This window comes from Nonomuraea sp. NPDC052129 (assembly GCF_040680095.1).
Lineage (GTDB): Bacteria > Actinomycetota > Actinomycetes > Streptosporangiales > Streptosporangiaceae > Nonomuraea.
Genome location: NZ_JBFAVX010000005.1, coordinates 240,481 through 258,456, shown reverse-complemented (window position 1 = coordinate 258,456; position 17,976 = coordinate 240,481). Strand labels below are relative to the sequence as shown.

Annotated in this window: 16 protein-coding genes and 1 pseudogene; 3 read left to right on the top strand and 14 right to left on the bottom strand. The window is 70.6% G+C overall.

The genetic code is table 11. From position 1 onward, the window contains the following. Nucleotides 1–54: 54 nt before the first annotated feature. The 7 genes and pseudogenes from tnpB to AB0L53_RS15010 form a co-directional block, all read right to left on the bottom strand. Complete coding sequence (gene tnpB / locus AB0L53_RS15040) at nt 55–1,506, bottom strand: IS607 family element RNA-guided endonuclease TnpB (protein ID WP_363993405.1); 1,452 nt, start codon at nt 1,504–1,506, stop codon at nt 55–57. Further along, nucleotides 1,503–2,022 (bottom strand): annotated as a pseudogene (locus AB0L53_RS15035) (recombinase family protein). Before AB0L53_RS15035 ends, tnpB begins: the two are co-directional and overlap by 4 nt. 48 nt (nt 2,023–2,070) lie before the next feature. After that, complete coding sequence (locus AB0L53_RS15030; protein ID WP_363993404.1) at nt 2,071–3,018, bottom strand: dihydrodipicolinate synthase family protein; 948 nt, start codon at nt 3,016–3,018, stop codon at nt 2,071–2,073. A gap of 10 nt (nt 3,019–3,028) precedes the next feature. Further along, nucleotides 3,029–3,829, bottom strand: a complete 801-nt coding sequence (locus AB0L53_RS15025; protein ID WP_363993403.1) for a carbohydrate ABC transporter permease — start codon at nt 3,827–3,829, stop codon at nt 3,029–3,031. A 5-nt stretch (nt 3,830–3,834) separates the two neighbouring features. After that, entirely contained in the window at nt 3,835–4,701 is an 867-nt protein-coding gene (locus AB0L53_RS15020; protein WP_358537686.1) for a sugar ABC transporter permease, read from the bottom strand. 2 nt (nt 4,702–4,703) lie between these two features. Next, on the bottom strand, nt 4,704–5,945 hold the full coding sequence (locus tag AB0L53_RS15015) for a sugar ABC transporter substrate-binding protein (RefSeq protein WP_363993402.1): 1,242 nt from the start codon (nt 5,943–5,945) through the stop codon (nt 4,704–4,706). A gap of 102 nt (nt 5,946–6,047) precedes the next feature. After that, complete coding sequence (locus AB0L53_RS15010; protein ID WP_363993401.1) at nt 6,048–7,196, bottom strand: DegT/DnrJ/EryC1/StrS family aminotransferase; 1,149 nt, start codon at nt 7,194–7,196, stop codon at nt 6,048–6,050. 30 nt (nt 7,197–7,226) lie between these two features. Here AB0L53_RS15010 and AB0L53_RS15005 point away from each other — a divergent pair, with 30 nt between their 5' ends. Next, on the top strand, nt 7,227–8,462 hold the full coding sequence (locus AB0L53_RS15005) for a hypothetical protein (protein WP_363993400.1): 1,236 nt from the start codon (nt 7,227–7,229) through the stop codon (nt 8,460–8,462). A 44-nt stretch (nt 8,463–8,506) separates the two neighbouring features. On the opposite strand, the gene AB0L53_RS15000 is transcribed toward AB0L53_RS15005, so the two are convergent. The 6 genes from AB0L53_RS15000 to AB0L53_RS14975 form a co-directional block, all read right to left on the bottom strand. After that, nucleotides 8,507–9,562, bottom strand: coding sequence for a dihydrodipicolinate synthase family protein (locus AB0L53_RS15000; RefSeq protein WP_363993399.1), 1,056 nt, complete (start codon nt 9,560–9,562; stop codon nt 8,507–8,509). Between the two features lie 37 nt (nt 9,563–9,599). Next, nucleotides 9,600–10,604 (bottom strand): NAD(P)-dependent oxidoreductase, encoded by a 1,005-nt coding sequence (locus AB0L53_RS14995; protein ID WP_363993398.1) that lies wholly within the window; start codon nt 10,602–10,604, stop codon nt 9,600–9,602. Nucleotides 10,605–10,759: 155 nt separating this feature from the next. Continuing rightward, the gene (locus AB0L53_RS14990) at nt 10,760–11,647 is read right to left on the bottom strand and encodes a Gfo/Idh/MocA family oxidoreductase (RefSeq protein WP_363993397.1); all 888 of its coding nucleotides are present in this window, start codon (nt 11,645–11,647) and stop codon (nt 10,760–10,762) included. Nucleotides 11,648–11,699: 52 nt separating this feature from the next. Beyond that, complete coding sequence (locus tag AB0L53_RS14985; protein WP_363993396.1) at nt 11,700–13,508, bottom strand: hydantoinase B/oxoprolinase family protein; 1,809 nt, start codon at nt 13,506–13,508, stop codon at nt 11,700–11,702. Continuing rightward, a complete protein-coding gene (locus AB0L53_RS14980; protein ID WP_363993395.1) occupies nt 13,501–15,507 on the bottom strand; it encodes a hydantoinase/oxoprolinase family protein in 2,007 nt (668 codons plus the stop codon). The genes AB0L53_RS14985 and AB0L53_RS14980 overlap by 8 nt, the downstream gene beginning before the upstream one ends. Before the next feature lie 6 nt (nt 15,508–15,513). Then, nucleotides 15,514–15,885: a hypothetical protein gene (locus tag AB0L53_RS14975; protein WP_357642639.1), complete on the bottom strand. Its 372-nt coding sequence runs from the start codon at nt 15,883–15,885 to the stop codon at nt 15,514–15,516. Nucleotides 15,886–15,961: 76 nt separating this feature from the next. Between AB0L53_RS14975 and AB0L53_RS14970 the strand changes: the two genes are divergently transcribed. Next, nucleotides 15,962–16,594, top strand: coding sequence for a thymidine kinase (locus tag AB0L53_RS14970; RefSeq protein ID WP_363993394.1), 633 nt, complete (start codon nt 15,962–15,964; stop codon nt 16,592–16,594). Nucleotides 16,595–16,607: 13 nt separating this feature from the next. On the opposite strand, the gene AB0L53_RS14965 is transcribed toward AB0L53_RS14970, so the two are convergent. Then, nucleotides 16,608–17,012 carry a MarR family transcriptional regulator gene (locus tag AB0L53_RS14965; RefSeq protein ID WP_363993393.1) on the bottom strand — a complete coding sequence of 135 codons (405 nt, stop codon included), beginning with the start codon at nt 17,010–17,012 and terminating at the stop codon, nt 16,608–16,610. 59 nt (nt 17,013–17,071) lie between these two features. Between AB0L53_RS14965 and AB0L53_RS14960 the strand changes: the two genes are divergently transcribed. Beyond that, nucleotides 17,072–17,941, top strand: a complete 870-nt coding sequence (locus tag AB0L53_RS14960; protein ID WP_363993392.1) for an LLM class flavin-dependent oxidoreductase — start codon at nt 17,072–17,074, stop codon at nt 17,939–17,941. Nucleotides 17,942–17,976 lie beyond the last annotated feature (35 nt).

The window sequence follows — 17,976 nt, the reverse complement described above, 5'->3', positions numbered from 1 at the left end:
TCTCAGTGACTCTCGGCAATCCGGGCATTACGGCCCGGATTGTCCGTCACGGTGTCACCAGAGCGCGAGTTGCGCTTCGGCGTCCTGAGTACGGTCTCTCGTTTCCGCCCGCTGGTGCGGGATTGCGCCACCTGCCCGCCCCGGCCCGGCCTTGCGGCTGGGTCGGGTGGCGCGGGTCTTCTGGTCGGCTCCACGAGGCTTCGACGCCGTGGCGGCGTCCTGGTCTCCGGCCACTCCGGTACCAGTGGTGCAGGCCGCCGCAAGGGCGGCCAGGTTCCGTGCGGCGTTCTCGTCCCGGTCGATGACCAAAGAACACTCGCCGCAGGTGAAGACGCGGACGTGCAGCGGCAGCTTGGCTTTCACCGCGCCGCAGCCCGAGCAGGTTTTCGAGGAGGGATACCAGCGGTTCACGGTCACGGTCCGGGAACCGTTCCACGTGCTCTTGTAGGTGATCTGACGCCGGATCTCCCCGAACCCGGCGTCGGAGATCTTCCGGGCCAGACGCCGGTTCTTGAGCATCCCGGCGACGTTGAGGTCTTCCACCGCCACCGTGCCGTACTCGGCGGTGATGGCGGTGGTGAGCTTGTGCAGGGCGTCGGCGCGCAGATTGGCGACGCGGTGGTGGACGCGGTTGCGCTCTTGATCGGCTTGGAGCCACCTTCGGGACTGCTTGTGGCCGGAGCGCCGGTCGGGTCCCCGGCGGCGGGAAACACGACGGGAGAGCCGCTTGAGGGTCTTGAGGGCGGTGTCGTAGTGCGCCGGGTTCGGGATGTGCCGGACCTGCCCGAGGCTGTCTGCCGTGACCGCCAGCGCCTTCACACCCAGATCCACACCCACCACCACGTCAGGCCGGGCCACGCCGCCGACCTCCCGCTCGGCCTCTACTTGGAAGGAGGCGAACCACCGGCCGCGCTCGAACCTGACGGTTGCCGACAGGATGCGCGCCGTCCCGGCCAGGACGCGGCCCAGGAGCTTGCCGGTGGGCTCATGGGTGCGGATCGTGCCCAGCCGGGGCAGCGTGATATGCCTGCCATTCGCCTCGATGCGGATGGCGCCGGTGGTGAACCGGCAGGCAAGCCGGGCCTTGCGCTTCGCCTTGTGCCGGGGCATGCCCAAACGCTTGCCCTTGCGCTTGCCGTTCTTCGACTTGGCGTAGTTGTCGAACGCGGCGGCAGCGCCGGCCAGGCCGGTGTTGTATGCCTCCTTGGAGTTCTCCTCCCACCAGGTTGCGAACCTCGCATCGGTGCGCTTGGCCTCGTTGAACGCCTTGCGCAGCGCGGGCAGCGACCACGGCCGCCACGGCGTAAGCCCGTCTTCGGGCACACCGTAGCTCTGCTCAGCCTTGCGCTGCCACCATGAGGCGCTCACCCAGGACACCGCCCAGTTGTAAGCGGCTCGGGCCGCGCCGCAGTGCGAGCGAAGAGCCCGCTCCTGGGCGGCGTTCGGGTCCAGCGCGAACCGATATGCCTGCACCACGAAACCGGGCCGCGGCTCGAACCTCTTCACCGCGCGACCTCGCCAGTCGCCACCGCACGGGCCGCACGGTTCTTCGCCGCCCGCTGCCCGTACAGGCGGGCGCATATCCAGGTCGCAGCCTCGGTGACGTCCCTTACGAGATCGCTGGTGTTCTCCTCGGGATCAAGGACCACCAGGCGGCGGCCGGAGGCCGGGGGGGCACGCTTGGAGATGTTCGACGCCGAAGCGGGCCAGCCGGTCACGGTGTTCCACGACGATGACAGTAACGGCGGGGTCGGCGAGCAGGCGATGCAGCTTCCTGCGCTTGAGCCCTGTCGCCCCGCGAACGACGCGGGAGACCTGCCGGTCAAGGTCCGCCTTCTGGCCGACCGAGGACACCCGGCAGTACGCGACGACCGCGCCCGACGCTTCCGGAGCGGGATCGGCCACCAGCCATGTACCGGACCGAATCTGGGTGACAGAGACCGGCATACGGCCTTCTTTCGCCCACGTCCACGCCGTCTGATAGTGCATGGCATTGCGCGCCGCCCACTCGGCAAGCTTCACACGACCACGATAGAACCTCAGAGAAACTGAGATTCACTGATTGTAAAATCAGCAGTCGGAACCTGCCGTCCTCGCCACCGTTGCCCGTTCCTGCTCCGGCAGGGACGGGCCGTATGGGTCGTGGGCGTGGGACTCCGGGATTCGGCCCTCGGCCGCCGCCAGCCACAGCATGCGCTGCACGTAGCCCTCCATGGGCTCGGTGAAGGTGGCCGTGGCCAGACGGTCCAGGCGGGCCGACGCCGCGTCGAAGGCCCGTAGGTCCGAGCCCTGGTAGGCGTCCATGACCGCGGCCGTCACCTCCACCGACGCGGCCGCGAGGCCCACCAGGGCGGCCTCGGCGCCCCACAGGAGCGACGGGCCGAACATGCGGTCCTCGCCGGTGAGGGCCAGCCTGCCCAGCTGCCTGGCGAGGGTGATGGCCCGCTGGCAGCCCATGGCGTCGGACAACAGCGCGGTCTTGAGCCCCGCCACGCCTGGGTGCCGGAGGAGGTCCCGCATGGTGTCCGGTGGGCAGGGCCGGGTGTAGAGGTCGAAGGCGATCATGGGGAGCCGGGCCGCCCGCCAGATCGCGTCGTGCCCGGCCAGACGGTCGCCCTCGGCGGGGAAGACCAGAACCCCGTGCGCTCCGAGGCTCGCGGCCACCCGCGCCTCCTCCGCGGCCTTGGCGAAAGGCTCAGCCGCGCCGGGCGGTTCCGGCGGTCCGGCCCCGTTCGGCACGCCGGTAGGTTCGGGCGAGCCGCCGACGCCGACGATGACCGGCACGCCGAGCGCGACCGCGCGCTCGATCACGGCGGCGCGTACGTCCGGACTCAGGTACGGCCCGCGGCCGGTGTGCGCGAGCACCGCCAGCCCGTCGGCACCGTCCTCGACCAGCCCGGCGAGGTAGCGCGACACCACGCCGAGATCCACCTCGCCCGACTCCGTCATGGGGGTGGCCGCGGCGGCGAGCAGCGCGCCGCGAAGACGATCACGGAGGACTTGTGCCGAAATATCCACCTGAGAGAGCTTATTTCAGCCCAGTCATCGCGATGCTGTTGACCAGGTACCGCTGCAACAGGAAGAAGACCAGCAGGCACGGCACCACGGAGATCGCCGCCGACGCCATCAGCACCGACAGCTGCATCTCCTCGGTCCGCAGCGTGGTCAGGCCGACGGTGAGCGTACGCGTGGCGTCGCTCTGCCCCACCACCAGCGGCCACAGGAAGTCGTTCCAGTGCCACAGGAACACGAACACGCCCAGCGTGGCCAGGACGGGCCGGGTCAGCGGCACCACGATCGTCCAGTAGACCCGCAGCTCGGAGGCGCCGTCGACCTTGGCCGCGTCGAACAGCTCGTCGGGCAGCCCCATGATGAACTGCCGCATCAGGAACACGGCCTGCGAGTTGGCCAGCGTCGGCACGATCAGCCCCCAGAAGGTGTCCACCCCGTCCAGGCTGTTGACCAGCACGAACGTCGGGATCAGGGTGGCCTGGAAGGGCACCATCATGGTCGCGAGGAACGTCCAGAACATCGCCTGGCGGCCGGGGAAGCGCTTCTTGGCGAAGGCGTACCCGGCCATCGAGGCGGTCAGCAGGATGATCACCACCGAGACCACGGAGTACACCAGCGAGTTGACCGTCCACTCCACGAAGCCGGAGGCGGACAGCACCCGCGTGAGGTTGTCGAGCGTGAGCGAGTCCGGCCACTGCGCGGGCAGGGTCGGAGCGCCCGCGGGCGACAGCGCGACGATCAGCATGGCGGCGAACGGGCTGACGGTCAGCACCGACAGCACACCGAGCAGCGCGACGAGCGGCCATCTCTGCCGCATGCGCGTCATGTGTTCCCCCGGTCCAGGAAGCGGCGCTGAATCAGCGACACGATGAGCACCAGGGCGAACAGGACCATCCCCCACGTGGCGGCGTAGCCGAAGTCGAAGGATCTGAAGCCGTGGTCGTAGATGCCGTAGATGAGGGTGTAGGTGGCCCTGGCCGGACCGCCACCGGTCATCACGTAGACGGTGTCGAAGGTCTGGAAGGCACTGATCGTCTCGATCACCAGGACGAAGAAGAGCGCGGGCTTCAGCAGCGGCAGCGTGATCCGGCGGAAGCGCTGCCACGCCGAGGCCCCGTCGACCCGGGCCGCCTCCAGGTAGGAGCCGGGGATCGCCTTCAGCCCGGCCAGCAGGATCAGCATGGAGTAGCCGAAGCCCTTCCACGCCGACACCACGGCCAGGGCCGGCAGCACCAGCGACGACTGCTCCAGGAAGGCCACCGGGCCGAGCCCCGCCTTGCCCAGGATGCCGTTGATCAGGCCGTCGAACTCGTAGATCCACCGCCAGATGACGCCGGCCAGCACGAAGCTGGTGACGTACGGCAGGAACAGCATGCCGCGGAACAGGCCGCGCAGGAACACGACCTGGTTCAGCAGCAACGCCGTGCCGAGCGAGACGAGCAGGGTGAGCGGCACGTAGACGGCCACGTACACGAGCGTCACGCGCAGGCTCGTCCAGAAGATCGTGTCGTCGAGCAGCCGGGCGTAGTTGTCCGCGCCGACGAAGCTCCACTCCCCGCCGATGTTCCAGTTGGTCAGGCTCATCCCCGCCGCGCCGAGGGCGGGGAAGATCCGGAAGATCAGGAAGAGCACCAGCACGGGCAGCACGAACAGCAGGCCCGTGACCGGGTCACGCAGGCGTTGGCGCATCCCTATCCGCCGTTGCCCAGCAGCGCGTCGGCCTCCTTGGCCGCCGCGTCGAGCGCCGTCTTCGCGTCCTCCTTGCCGAGCAGGGCCGCCTGGATGTGCGGGGCGATGACGCCCATCACCTGGCGGGCCTTCGGGTGGGTGTCACCGGGGAAGGCGTACTGCAGCGACTTGGCGAACTCCGTGGCCGCGGCCGACTGCCCCGGCACGGTCACGTCGGTACGGGCGGGGAAGAAGCCCGACTCCGCGGCCAGGCTCGCGGCGACCTCGGGCGAGGACAGGTAGGTGGCGAACTTCTTCGCCGCGTCCTTGTTATCGGCGTGCTTGGCCAGCACCAGGGCACCCGGGATGCCGAACGCGACCCGCTTGACGCCCTCCAGCGGCAGGCCGATGCCGACGTTCTCGGCGCCGATCGCGGCACCGAGCTGGGTGGCCTGCAGAGCGGTGGCCGCGTGGTACATCGCGCTCTTGCCCTTGGCCAGGGCGCCGCCCTCGACCTCGTTGCCCTTGCTGGCGGTGTCCTCGGGCAGGCCGCCCGCGGCCTTCAGGTCGAGCAGCAGTTGCAGGCTGTCGACGCCCTGCTGGCTGTTGAAGGCCACCTTCTTGCCGTCGGGGGCGAAGACGCTGCCGCCGTTGGCCCAAAGGATGGGATAGAAGCTCTGGTTGAGGCTGACCTCGGGCTTGCCGGGGTAGTCGAGCACGGCGACCTTCTTGGCGGCCAGCTTGGGCGCCGCCGCCTTGAGCTCGGCCAGCGTCTCGGGCACCTTGTCGACGCCCGCCTCGGCGAACAGCTTCTTGTTGTAGATGGGCGCGGTGATCGTCTGGTAGATCGGCACGCCGTACAGCTTGCCGTTCACGGTCAGCGCGGTGAGCGCGCTGGGCAGGTAGGCCGCCTTGTCCTTGCCCACCACGTCGTCGACGGCGTCGATGGTGCCCTGCTGGGCGTACTGCGGGATCTGGTCGGGACCCAGGACGACGAGGTCGAAGCCCTTCTTCGAGACCAGTGCCGTCGTGACCTTCTCCTGGCGGCCCTCCCACGGCTGCTGGTCGATCTTGATGTCGATCGTCGCGTTCTTGGCCTCGAAGTCCTTCTCGACCTTGGCCCAGAACGCCTGGCTCTTGGCCTGGTCCCCGATGACGGGGTACATCCAGAGGGTCACGGTGCTCTTGTCCGAGCCGCTGGATCCGCACCCGGCGGCGGCGAGGGCCAGGGCGGCCGTCAGGCCGAGTGCCGCTGTCTTCCTCATCGGCGGATTCCTTTCACGTAATACCGGTCCTGACCGAAACCTAGTAACGAGGACCTCGTGCGGTCAATGGGCGATACCTGAACGTAACTACGGCCTCCACCGTTAACGCGCGATGAATCGGGTGATCTCGCGGGCGACGGCGTCGGCGTGCTCGGCCGTGTAGTTCTCGTTCCAGTCGATGATCAGCAGCGTCTCGGCGACCAGCCGCTCGGCCTCGGGGCACGGGTTCGGGACGTAGCCGTCGAGCGGGTAGCGCGAGGAGCCGTAGATGGGCCGATCCCACAGCGGGGCGCGGTTCAGCGGCTCCTCCAGGTAGCCGGCCCGCGCGGGGATCCCGGCCGCGGCCAGGTGCGCGGCCAGCTCCCGGGCGTCACCCTCGGGCCGCACGAGGGGGAACAGCCACCAGGCGTGCCCCTCCGGGCGCGGCAGCCGTACCCCTGGCAGGCCCTGAAGGGCGTCGAGCAGCCGTACGGCCGTGCGGCGGCGGGCCGCGACGACGCCGGGCAGCTTGGCGAGCTGGGCCCGCGCCACGGCGGCCTGCAGCTCGGTCATGCGGTAGTTCAGGCCGAAACCGGCGTGCGAGCGCCCGGCCGCCCGGTCCCAGCCCTTGTCGGCGAACAGCCGCATCCGGCGCGCCAGCTCGTCGTCCTCGGTGAGCGCCAGGCCGCCGTCGCCGCAGGTGATGTGCTTCCACTGCTGCAGGCTGAGGGTGGCGACGTCGCCCAGCGTCCCCGCTCGGCGGCCGTCCGGCAGCTCGGCGAGCCACGCCTGGGCGCAGTCCTCGATCAGCGCCAGGCCGTGCTCGTCGGCCAGCGCCCGCAGCTCGGCCACGCGGGCGGGCGCGCCGAACAGGTGCACGGCCATGATCGCCCGCGTTCGCGGGCCGATCAGCTTGGCCACCGCGCCGGGGTCGAGATTGCCGTCCGAGGGATCCACATCCGCGAAGACAGGGACCGCGTTCTGCGCCAGGATGGGGGCCACGGTCCCGAAGTCGGTGATCGGCGTCGTGATGATCTCGTCTCCGGGGTCCGGCGCAGCCGCCACGACCGACAGATGGAGGGCCGCGGTGCCGGAGCCGCACGCGACCGCGTGGCGCACGCCGTACAAGGCGGCGACCTCGCGTTCGAGCGCTCTGGTCTCGGTCCCCCAGACGGAGCTGAGCATGCCCGAGCGGATCGCCCGCGTCGCGGCGGCCACCTCTTCGTCGCCGAGCGTACGGCCGGCGGCCTCGGCCATGGACGGGAACTTCACAGGGGCACCTCACAAGTTATAATTGCGGTCTTGACCGAAAACAGCGAGAGGGAGGCGTGGGTGGGAATCGTCATCGGGGTCGTCGGCCCGCATGACCTGGTCGACGACGTCGCGGCCACCTGCGAGGAGCAGCCCGGCGTCACCGCGCTGCGCCTCGACTACGACCACGAGTCGCAGGCGCCCGCGATCGTCGAGGCGCACGCCGCCGCCGTGGAGGGGTGGCTGTTCACCGGCATCGTCCCGTACATGCTCTCCCGCGACGCCGAGGTGCTGAGCCGGGCCGCCGCGTTCGTCGACTACTCGGGCGCGACGCTGCTCAGCGCCCTGGTACGCCTGCAGCACGAGGGCCAGGACGTCACCGGGCTGTCGATCGACACGCTGCCCGCGGCCGACGTGGTGGCCACCTTCGCCGAGGCCGGGCTGCCCGCCGACACGCTCAGGACGCTGCCCTACCGGCCGGAGATGACCTCCAAGAAGGCGATCGCCTTCCACCGGCGCGGCCCCGCCCATCCGGTGATCACCTGCCTGAGCTCGGTGCACGAGGCGCTGCGCGGCGAGATGCACGTGCTGCGCCTGGCGCCGTCCGTCCACTCGGTCCGGGTGGCGCTGCGCCAGCTGCTGCTGACCGCCGAGGGGCAGGCGCAGGAGGACGCGCAGATCGCGCTCGGGCTGATCGAGGTCGAGAACGAGGAGGGGCTGCTGCGCGAGGCCACCGCGCTGGGCGGCACGCTGGCCGCCTTCCGGGGCGGCACCCATCTCCTGGTCACCACCCGGGGCCCGCTGCACGACGCCACGGGCGGCTTCACCGGCCTGCCCATGCTGGGCCGCCTCGCGGCGCAGAATCAGGTGGTACGCGTGGGTTTCGGGCTGGGCCGCAGCGCGGCGGAGGCTGAGAGCCTGGCCCGCCGGGCCCTGGCCCGCGCCCGGCGCATCGGCGAGGTCGCGGCGGTGCTGTCGCTGCGCGCCGACACCGACATCGTCCTGGAGTCGGTATCCGGCGTCCCGGAGTCGGAGCGCAACCTCTCGGTGATCGCCCGCCGCGTGGGCCTGTCGGTGGCGACGATCGAGCGGCTGCTGGAGGCGCGGTCGGCGGCGGGCGACGAGCCGCTCACCACCAGGGAGATCGCCGACCGCCTCGACGTCCAGCAGCGCACGGCCCGGCGCATGCTGCACCGGCTGGAGCTGGCCGGGCTGGCCGAGCGCACGGGCAACCTCACCAGCGGCTCCAGCGGCCGCCCCCTGACCCTGTACCGCCTCACGCTCTGAGGCGGCGGACTCGGGGGCTGCCTTCTCACTGGCTCGCATGAGGGTCAGGCGAGCCAGCGGGACAGGCCGGCGCTGACGAAGTCGTCGTCCCGAAGCCACGGGTAGGCGGCCCAGATCCGGTCGAGCTCGGCGAGCTGGCCCGGTGAGAGCTCCTCCGCCGGGTCCAGGCACCAGCGCCCCGCCAGCAGCCCCTGGCGGCGCAGCACCTCGTGGATGCCGGGGATGCAGCCGTGGAAGGCGTTGGCCGAGTCGAAGATGGCGGCGTTGGCGTCGGTGAGGTGACCGTCGAGGGTGAGCAGCCGCCGCATGGCCGTGTCGTCGCCCGCGCGGGCCAGCTTGGCCTCCTCCAGCAGTTCGACCGCCCGCCGTACCCAGACCGCCCACTGACCGAGCAGCCCGCCGACGAACTCGATCTCCACCTCGTGCCCGTCCACGACCACCCGGTGGGTGGTGACGAGATCGGCCAGGATGTGGTCGTCATTGCCGGTGTAGAGGGCGACCTCGGCCGCGCGACCGGCCCGGACCACGCCGTGGAGCACGTCGAGCGTGCGATAGCGGTCGAAGGGGGCGACCTTGATGCCCACCACGGACTCGATCGCCGCCAACCGGGTCCAGAAATTCCGTGACAAAGGGCGTCCGCCGACCGCGGTCTGCAGATAGAAGCCGATGACCGGCAGCACCTCGCCCACCGCCCGCGCCCGCTCGATCAGCCCGTCCTCGTCCAGCTCCCGGCACGGGCTCAGCAGCACCATGTGGTAGCCGAGCGACCTGGCCAGCTCGGCCTCCGCCACGGCCTGCCGCGTGGTCCCGGTCGCGCCCGCAACGAGGACGACCTCGCGCTCGTACTCCCCCGCGGTCCGCGCGGCCAGCTCCAGCACCGGCGGCAACAGGTCGGTGCCGTGGATGGCGAACTGCGTGGTGTGCACGCCCACCGCCAGCCCGCCCGCGCCCGCCTCGACGTAATAGCGGGTCAGCGCCCGCTGCCGCCGCTCGTCCAGCTTCCGGTCCTCGGTCAACGCCAGCGGATGCGCCGGAATCACCAGGCCGCGCCGGAACAGCTCGCGCACGGACGTCTGCGCCTCTGGAATCGTGCTGAGCACGTCGGATCCCCCTCGGGTCAATGGGCCGGGCACGCGGTTAGAAGCGGCCGTCACGGCGTTCGAACTTGGTGGGCTTGCCGAGCAGCGGGCCGCCGTCGGCCACCCAACGCGCCGTATGCTCGATCAGCTCGGCGGGCGTGAGCTCGGGGTAGCCGAACAGGCGGTGGCATTTGCCGGCGTTCGACAGCAGCGCCGTGGGCGCCTCCTCGCCGCAGAACACCGGCTCCTTGCCCAGCGCCGCGCCGAGGTCCAGCGCCGCCTGCCGGACCGAGACCAGCTCGGGTCCGGTCACGTTGAGCACGTACGGCGGCGACTCGGCGAGCAGCAGCGAGCGGAGCACGACCTCGTTGGCGTAGCCCTGCCAGACCACGTTGACCTGGCCGGTGGCCAGATCGATCGGCTCCCTGGCCAGGATCTTCCCGGCCAGGTCGACGAGCACGCCGTAGCGCAGCTCGACGGCGTAGTTGAGCCGCAGCAGCGACATGCGCGTGCCGTACGCCTCCGCGAAGTGCGACAGCACCCGCTCCCGGCCGAGGCAGCTCATCGCGTAGTCGCCGACGGGCCCGGTCGGCGAGCCCTCGGTGCTGCCGCCGCCCACGGGGACCAGCGGGTAGACGTTGCCGGTGGACAGGGCGGCGATCCTGGCGTCCCTGAACCTGTCGGCGACCCTGCCCGGCAGGTACGCGTTGGTGAACCAGGTGGCGTGCTCACGCCCCTCGGTGCCGAACTTGGCGCCGACCAGGAACACCACGTTCGGGGCGTCGGGCAGGTCGCGCAGCGCCCCCTCGTCGGCCACGTCGGCGGCCACCACGGTCGCGCCGTCGTCCTGGAGCGCCCGGGCCAGCCCGGGTTCGGAGAACCGGGACACCGCGATGATCCGCCGGTCGCCACGCGTGGCGTTGAGCGCCAGCCGGACCAGGCTCGGGCCGAGCTTGCCGCCCGCGCCGAGGATCAGGATGTCGCCGTCGAGCCTGCTCAGGTCGTCGACGAGGGCGGCGTTCGGCCGCGCCAGCCGTTCCTCGAGTTCCGCTGTCGTCCGCACGCGGTCTACCTCCGTTACGTCATTTACGGTCCAGACCGTAACTGCGGCGGAGTTCGGCTGTCAATGGGCGCCCTCTGACGCCTGTTGGCGGGCGTCCTCGGGCGCCGGTCAACGGGTGGTTCGCGCGCTGGTCGTAGGGCGCTCTCACGCGCCGGTCATTGGGTGCTTTCGCGGGCCGCGACCAGTACCTCCAGAATGGCCCGGGTCTGCGCCCACGGGACGGGGCTCGGCGCGCCCCCGATCATGGCCAGGAACGCCTCGATCGTCCCCTCGTAGCCCAGGCCTTTGACGTGGTCGTCGCCGCCCTCGATCACGACGGTGTCGGTGCCGCCGCGCCGATGGACGGTGACGGAGTAGGACTCCTCATCCGAGACGCCGAGGATCTCGACCGTGCCCGTGACGCCGCTGTCCCAGCGCAGGGCCATGACGCCGGTGTCCTCCGAGCGCAGGCCCGCGTAGTGCCTGGTGGCCGAGGCCGCGCCGGCCAGCCGTACGTCCGCGCCGAACAGCGCGACCAGCAACTCCACGCCGTGGATCCCCATGGTCACCAGCGTCCCGCCGCCCTCGCCGGGGGTGTCCTGCCAGGCGTTGTAGCCATTGGCCCAGAGGCCGACGTCATGCCGTACGGTGGCCCGGACCGCGAGCACGTCGACGGGGTCCACCCGCAGCCCCGCGAAGGCCGGGGCGAAGCGGAGCACCGAGCTGGACAGCACGCGGTCGTGGATCCGCAGCCGGTCCAGCTCGCGCAGCTGGACGCGAGTGGCGACGGCGGGCTTGTTCACGAAGCAGGCCGCGCCGGTGTCGAGCACGGCCGCCAGCGCCCCGGGCACGCGCGGGCTCGGCACGGTCAGCACCACGCCGTCGGGCTCGGCGGCCAGCAGCGCGGCCAGGCTCGGCAGCACCTTGGCGCCGGGATTTTCTTCGGTGAAGCGGCTCAGCCGCTCGGGGTCCTCCTCCCACACCAGCAGGTCCGCGTGGCGGGCCAGGGTACGGGCGTCGGTGAAGGGGTGGCTGGTGGCGAGACCGGCGAGGGCGACACGCATGGCTGGCTCCATTTCACGATATGTCAGGAAATGGAGCCAATCATGGCATCCGCTAGAGCTCGTCCACCTCCGCGTGAGAGCGGCCGCCCGACAGCTTCGGGTAGCCGGGGCCGCGGTCGAAGAAGCGGCCCGCCGGTGGGCGCAGGTTGGCGCGGAGCTCGGCGGTGCCCTGCTCGTCGATGCGGTCGCCGTCCAGCACCACGCCGTAGTCGCCCAGGGCACCGGCGATCGACACCTTGCCGTCGCGGACGTCCGCCGCCACGGCGCGCGGGTCCCGGTCGTACGGTGAGCCCCAGCCGCCGCCCCCGGTGGTGCGGATGCGGATGGTCTCGCCCGCCTGCACCTGGTGGTCGTCCACCAGGCCCTCCATCTCCTTGCCCGCGATCTCGACCCGGAACGGCCGCCCGGCCAGCCCGCCGTTGACGCCCCAGCACGACAGGATCGACCGGTCGGCGATCGACATGTACGAGGCGTCCCTGAGCATCCTGATGTGCTTGTCGTAGCCGAGCCCGCCTCTGAACATGCCCGGCCCGCCCGAGTCGCAGGCCAGCGCCAGCCGCTCGACCCGGAACGGCCAGCGTGCCTCGGCGAACTCCACCGGGATGTTGCGCGAGTCGGGCACCACGTGGATGGTGTCCTCGCCGTCGGCGTACCAGCGTCCGCCGGAGCCGCCGCCGAGGACCTCCCTCATCAGGTACGGCACACCGTCGGCGTCGGCGCCGTGGACGCCGGTGTAGCGGATCGTCTCCTGGTCGGCCGGCATGCGGCCGCCGGTGGCCTTGGCCAGCACGCCCGCCAGCACGCCGAGCAGACGCAGGATCACGAACGTCCGCGCGTTGGTGGGCGCGGGGAAGATCGGGGTGAGCAGCGTCCCCTTCTCCGGGAAGACCATCTCGATCAGGGGGACGACACCCTCGTTGACGTCCAGCTCGGCCATGCGCTCCGGGGTGTCGGCGAGGTTGCGCAGGATGGGCGCCAGCCACTTCTTCAGGAACACGCCGTCGGCGTAGTCGCCCGCGTGGTTGATCGGCCCCTTGGCCTGCGGTGACGTGCCGGTGAAGTCGATCTTCAGCGGAGCGTCCGCCGCGTGGTCGACGGTGAGCGTGATCCGCTGGGCGTGCAGCCGCGGCTCGTCCACGCCGTCGTGCTCGGCGTAGTCCTCCCAGGTGTAGGTGCCCTCGGGGATCTTGGCCAGCAGCTCGCGCCGGAACGTCTCCGTCGTCTTGCCGATGATCGCGTCGAAGCACTCCTCGACCTCGGTCCGGCCGTACCTGTCGAACAGCTCGCCCAGGCGGCGGGCCCCCATGAGGCAGGCCGAGCACTCGGCGTCGAGGTCGCCCGCCAGCGAGTCGGGCATGCGCGAGTTGCGGGTCATGATGCGCAGCGCCGCCTCGTTGGGCACACCCGCGTCCCACAGCTTGATCGGCGGGACCATCAGCCCCTCCTCGTACACGCTGCGCGCGTGCGAGGGCATCGAGCCGGGCACGGAGCCGCCGATGTCGTCGTGGTGCCCGAACGCCTGCACGAAGGCCACCACAGAGCCCTCGTGGAAGACCGGGACGGTGACGCACAGGTCGGGCAGGTGACCGATCCCGCCTTCCGACAGGTAGACGTCGTTGTGGAAGAAGACGTCGCCGGGGTTCATCTCCTCGATCGGGAAGTCGCGGACGATCGGCTGGACGAGCGCGCTGTAGGAGCGGCCGGTCAGCTTGCGCAGCCGGGCGTCGTGGATGCCCGCGCGGAAGTCGTGCGCGTCGCGGATCATCGGTGAGCGGGCCGTACGCGCGATCGCGGTCTCGACCTCCTTCTCCACGGAGGCCAGGGTGCCCTCGACGATCTCGACGAGAATCGGGTCAGCCACGCCGCACCTCCACGTTGCCGTAGTCGTCCACCTGGGCGGTGAAGCCGGGATGGATGGGGATCGTCGAGCCGTACTCCTCGATGACCGCCGGACCCTCGACCACGGTGCCCGGGTCCAGGTCGGACCGCTGGTGGATCGGCGTGTCGGCGGCCGCGTCGAAGTGCACGCTCCTGGTCACCGCCGCGGGCGCCTCGCCGTCGCGGGGCTCCCTGCGGCGGATGGCCGGGCGGGTGATGGGACCGATGCCGGAGACGCGCAGGTTGACCCATTCGACGCCGTGCCGCTCGTCGTCGCGGTAGCCATAGCCGTAGAGCTTCTCGTGCGCTTGGTGGAAGCGGTCCAGCACCTCCCGGCGCCACTCCTCGTCCACCTCGCCCGCCGGGGCGGCCACGCGCACCTCGTACGCCTGGCCGTAGTAACGCAGGTCGGCGCTGCGGGCGTAGACCGGCTCGTCGAAGCCCTCCCGGTCGAGCGCCTGCGCCGCCTCGCCCTCCAGCTCGCGGAAGATCTCCCCGGCCGTCGCCGGTGACAGGTCGCGGGTGACGTGCGTACGGACGTAGTCGTTCTTGACGTCCACCGTGAGCAGGCCGAACGCCGAGACGTTGCCCGGATCGGGCGGGACGACCACCGCGGGCAGGCCCAGGATGTCGATCAGCCGGCAGGCCAGCAGCGGCCCCGAGCCGCCGAACGTCACCAGCGGGAAGTCCCGCACGTCGAGCCCGCGCTTGACGGTGAGCTGGCGGATGGCGTTGCTCTGGTTGAACGCGCTGATCTCCAGGATCCCCGTCGCGGTCCGTTCGGCGCTGAGCCCGAGCTTGTCGGCCAGCGCCTGGATGCCGGTGCGCGCGGCCGCCACGTCGAGCGGGATCTCCCCGCCGAGCAGGTGCGGCGGGATGCGGCCGAGGAAGACGTGCGCGTCGGTGACCGTCACCTCGGTGCCGCCCCTGCCGTAGCAGAGCGGTCCAGGGTCGGCCCCGGCCGACTTGGGGCCGACCTTCAGCGTGCCCTCGGGCGAGATCCAGGCGATCGAGCCGCCGCCCGCGCCGACGGTGACGATGTCGATCATCGGGATCTTGCACGGGTAGCGGCCGATGACGCCCTCGGTGGTGATGGACGGCTCGCCGTCGATCACCACCGAGACGTCGGTGGACGTGCCGCCGCCGTCCAGGGTGATCACCGACGGGTGCCCCGCCGTGGAGGCGATGAGGGCCGCGCCCAGCGCCCCGGCAGCGGGCCCCGACAGCACCGTGGTGATCGGCTGGTTGACGACCTCGCGGGCCGACAGCACGCCGCCGTTGGACTTCATCACCGAGAACGGCATACCGAGCCGGGCCGACAGGTTGGCCAGGTAGCGGCGCATCGTCGGCTTGACCGCCGCGTCCACGAGCGTGGTGATCGACCGCTCGTACTCGCGGTATTCGCGCAGCACGTCGCTCGACAGCGAGACGACCGCCTCGGGGTGCTCACGGGCCAATACCTCCCGCATGCGCCGCTCGTGGTCCGGATTGGCGTAGGAGTGCAGGAAGCACACGCCGATCGCGGTGACGCCCTTGGCCTTGAGCCAGCGGGCCACCTCGGCGGCCTGCTCCTCGGCGAACGGGCGTACCTCGGCACCGGTGTGGTCCAGCCGCCCCCCGACGGTCTTGACCAGGTGGATCGGGACGATCCGCGGCGGTTTGACCCAGAAGTAGGAGTTGCCATAGCCGTCAGGCACGCTCTGCCGGGCTATCTCCAGGATGAACTCGAAGCCCTCGGTCGTGATGAACCCCAGGTTCGCGATCCGGTCCTCGAGCAGTTGATTGGTGGCCACAGTGGTGCCGTGCACGACGGAACTCGCGTCGAGCGGCCCCAGCTTCTCGATGCCCCTGACGAACCCGTCGGCCGGGTTCGCGGGGGTCGAGGGGGTTTTGGTGGTGACGATCTCACCGGTCTGGTCGTCCACGGCCACCACGTCGGTGAACGTGCCCCCGGTGTCGACTCCAATACGGACGCTACGCATGGCTCCTCAGCTTCGGCGCCGGCCGAGCACTTCATCGATGACCCGGGGCGCGTTCTCAGTGCCAACATAGGCGGCCAAGCGCACCACTAGCTCCTGTGACCTGGCAAGTTCGGCCTCAACCCTGGCCTTACCCGACTGCCCCGCCTGCACGCCGAAGTAGGCGCCGATGATCGTGCCCACCACTCCGGCCACGCCCGCGAACAACGCCGCGAACTCCTTCGTGGCGAACACGGCGGCCCCGAAGGCCACCAGCACCGCGACGATTCCCGCCACGACCACAAGGAAGCCGTACCGCCACCTCGTGGCGTCGGCCTGCGCCGCCGTGAGGTCGTCGGTCGTCATCATCGCGTCGAGCGAGGGGGGCTTCTCTGTGACCACGGTTCCTCCTGATAACTCCAGGGGAGAAATCTCCCACGAGGTCAGGTAACAAGCCAAGCCGCTAAGGTGGCCCCCTGTGACCGACACGTTTGCCCTGTCCGCCGTCCCGTCCGGCGCCCGTGATGCCGTACTGAAGTTCTACTTCGGTCCCATGGACTGCGGGAAGTCCACGCTCGCGCTCCAGATGAACTACAACCACGGCCGCCAGGGCCGGCGCGGGCTGGTCCTGACCAAGCACGACCGCTCGGGCGGACCCCAGGTCACCAGCAGGATAGGGCTCGGCCTGGACGCGATCGAGGTCGTGGACTCCCTCGATCTGGTGACGCTCGTGACCGGCCACGACAGGATCGACTACCTGATCTGCGACGAGGTCTGCTTCTACACCGTCGACCAGATCGAGCAGCTCGCCGACCTGGTGGACGAGCACGGCATCGACGTCTACGCCTTCGGGCTGGCCTCGGACTTCAGATCCGTGATGTTCCCGGCGGCGCAGCGACTGTTCGAGCTGGCGGACGAGGTGTGCCGGTTGCAGGTCGAGGTGCTGTGCTGGTGCGGGCGCCCCGGCCGGCTCAACGGGCGGATCGTGGGCGGGGAGCTGGTCCGTACGGGCGAGCAGGTCGTGATCGGCGACACGGACGCGTCCCCGGTCCGCTACCAGGTCCTCTGCCGCCGCCACCACCGCTCCGGCCTGCTCGGCGAGGGCACCTGATCCTTCAGGTCCTTTAGACCAGCCTGTCGAGGAGCTCCCTGAGCAGGCGGGCGTCGTCGTCCGGCAGCCGGGCCAGGAATCTGCGCTCGGCCTCCTCAGCTGCCCGAACCCCGTCCCGCAGCGTGTCGCGGCCCTTCTGGGTGAGCTCCACCATGTTCTTGCGCCGGTCGGCGGGGTGCGGGCGGCGGCTCACCAACCCCTTGACCTCCAGCGCGTCGACCAGGGCGACCATCGTCGTCCTGTCCACCTTGAGGCGCTGGGCCGCCTCTTGCTGCGACAGCGCCTCAAGTCCGTCGAGCACGGACAGCACCGCCAGCTCGCGGCCGTCGATGCCGTAGGGCTCCAGCGCGGGCCCGGACAGCTCGGCCAGGCGCAGGCCGGCGTGCTTCAGCAGGTATCCAAGGCGGCGTCTCGACACCTCCCGATTCTCGCACTAGCCTAATCGTCAGTAATGCTGACAATCAGTGGAGCTGTCATATGCTGAGCTTCGGAATGAAGACCGTCCCCGTCGGCGTCACGTACGACACGCTGCTGCGGACCTGGCAGCAGGCCGACGCGGTCCCCGCCATCGAGCACGCGTGGCTCTGGGACCACATGCTGCCGCTGTTCGGGCCGGTGGACGCGCCGATCCACGAGGGCTGGACGATGCTCGCCGCCCTGGCCGCGCGTACCTCCCGGCTCCGGCTGGGGCTCATGGTGACGAGCAACCTCACCCGGCCGCCGGCCGTACTCGCCAAGATCGCGGCGACCGTGGACGCCATCGCACCCGGTCGGCTGGTGCTCGGTCTCGGCGTCGGCGGCACGCACCAGCCGGGCGACACGCTCGTGCCCAGGGAGTACAACGCGTACGGCCTGCACATCGCCTCACCCGGTGAGGGCGTGGCCCGGCTGGCCGAGTCGTGCGCGATCATCAAGCGGATGTGGACCGAGGACCGGTTCGACTTCGACGGCCGCTACTACCAGCTGCGCGAGGTGGTGTGCGCGCCGAAACCGGCCGTCCCGCCGCCGCTGCTGATCGGCGGATGGGGCGACAGGACGCTCGAGGTGGTGGCCGAGCACGCCGACATCTGGAACGTGCCGGGGCCGCCGCACAACACGATCGAGTTCATCCGGGAACGGAACAAGGTGCTCGACGAGAAGTGCGCCGCCATCGGCCGCGATCCGGCGGAGATCACCCGCTCGACGCAACTCGTCGTCTCCACCGAAGACCCCGCCGTCGCCCGATCAGCGATCCGGGAGCTCGCGGACGCCGGCCTGACCCACTTCGTCCTCGGCGTCCGCCTGCCCGGCCCCGCGAACGTGGCCGAATGGCTGGCCGAGGAGATCATCGCTCACACGGCGCTGTAGCCGTCGTCACCACCAAAGGCGGCGCAGCAGCCGCC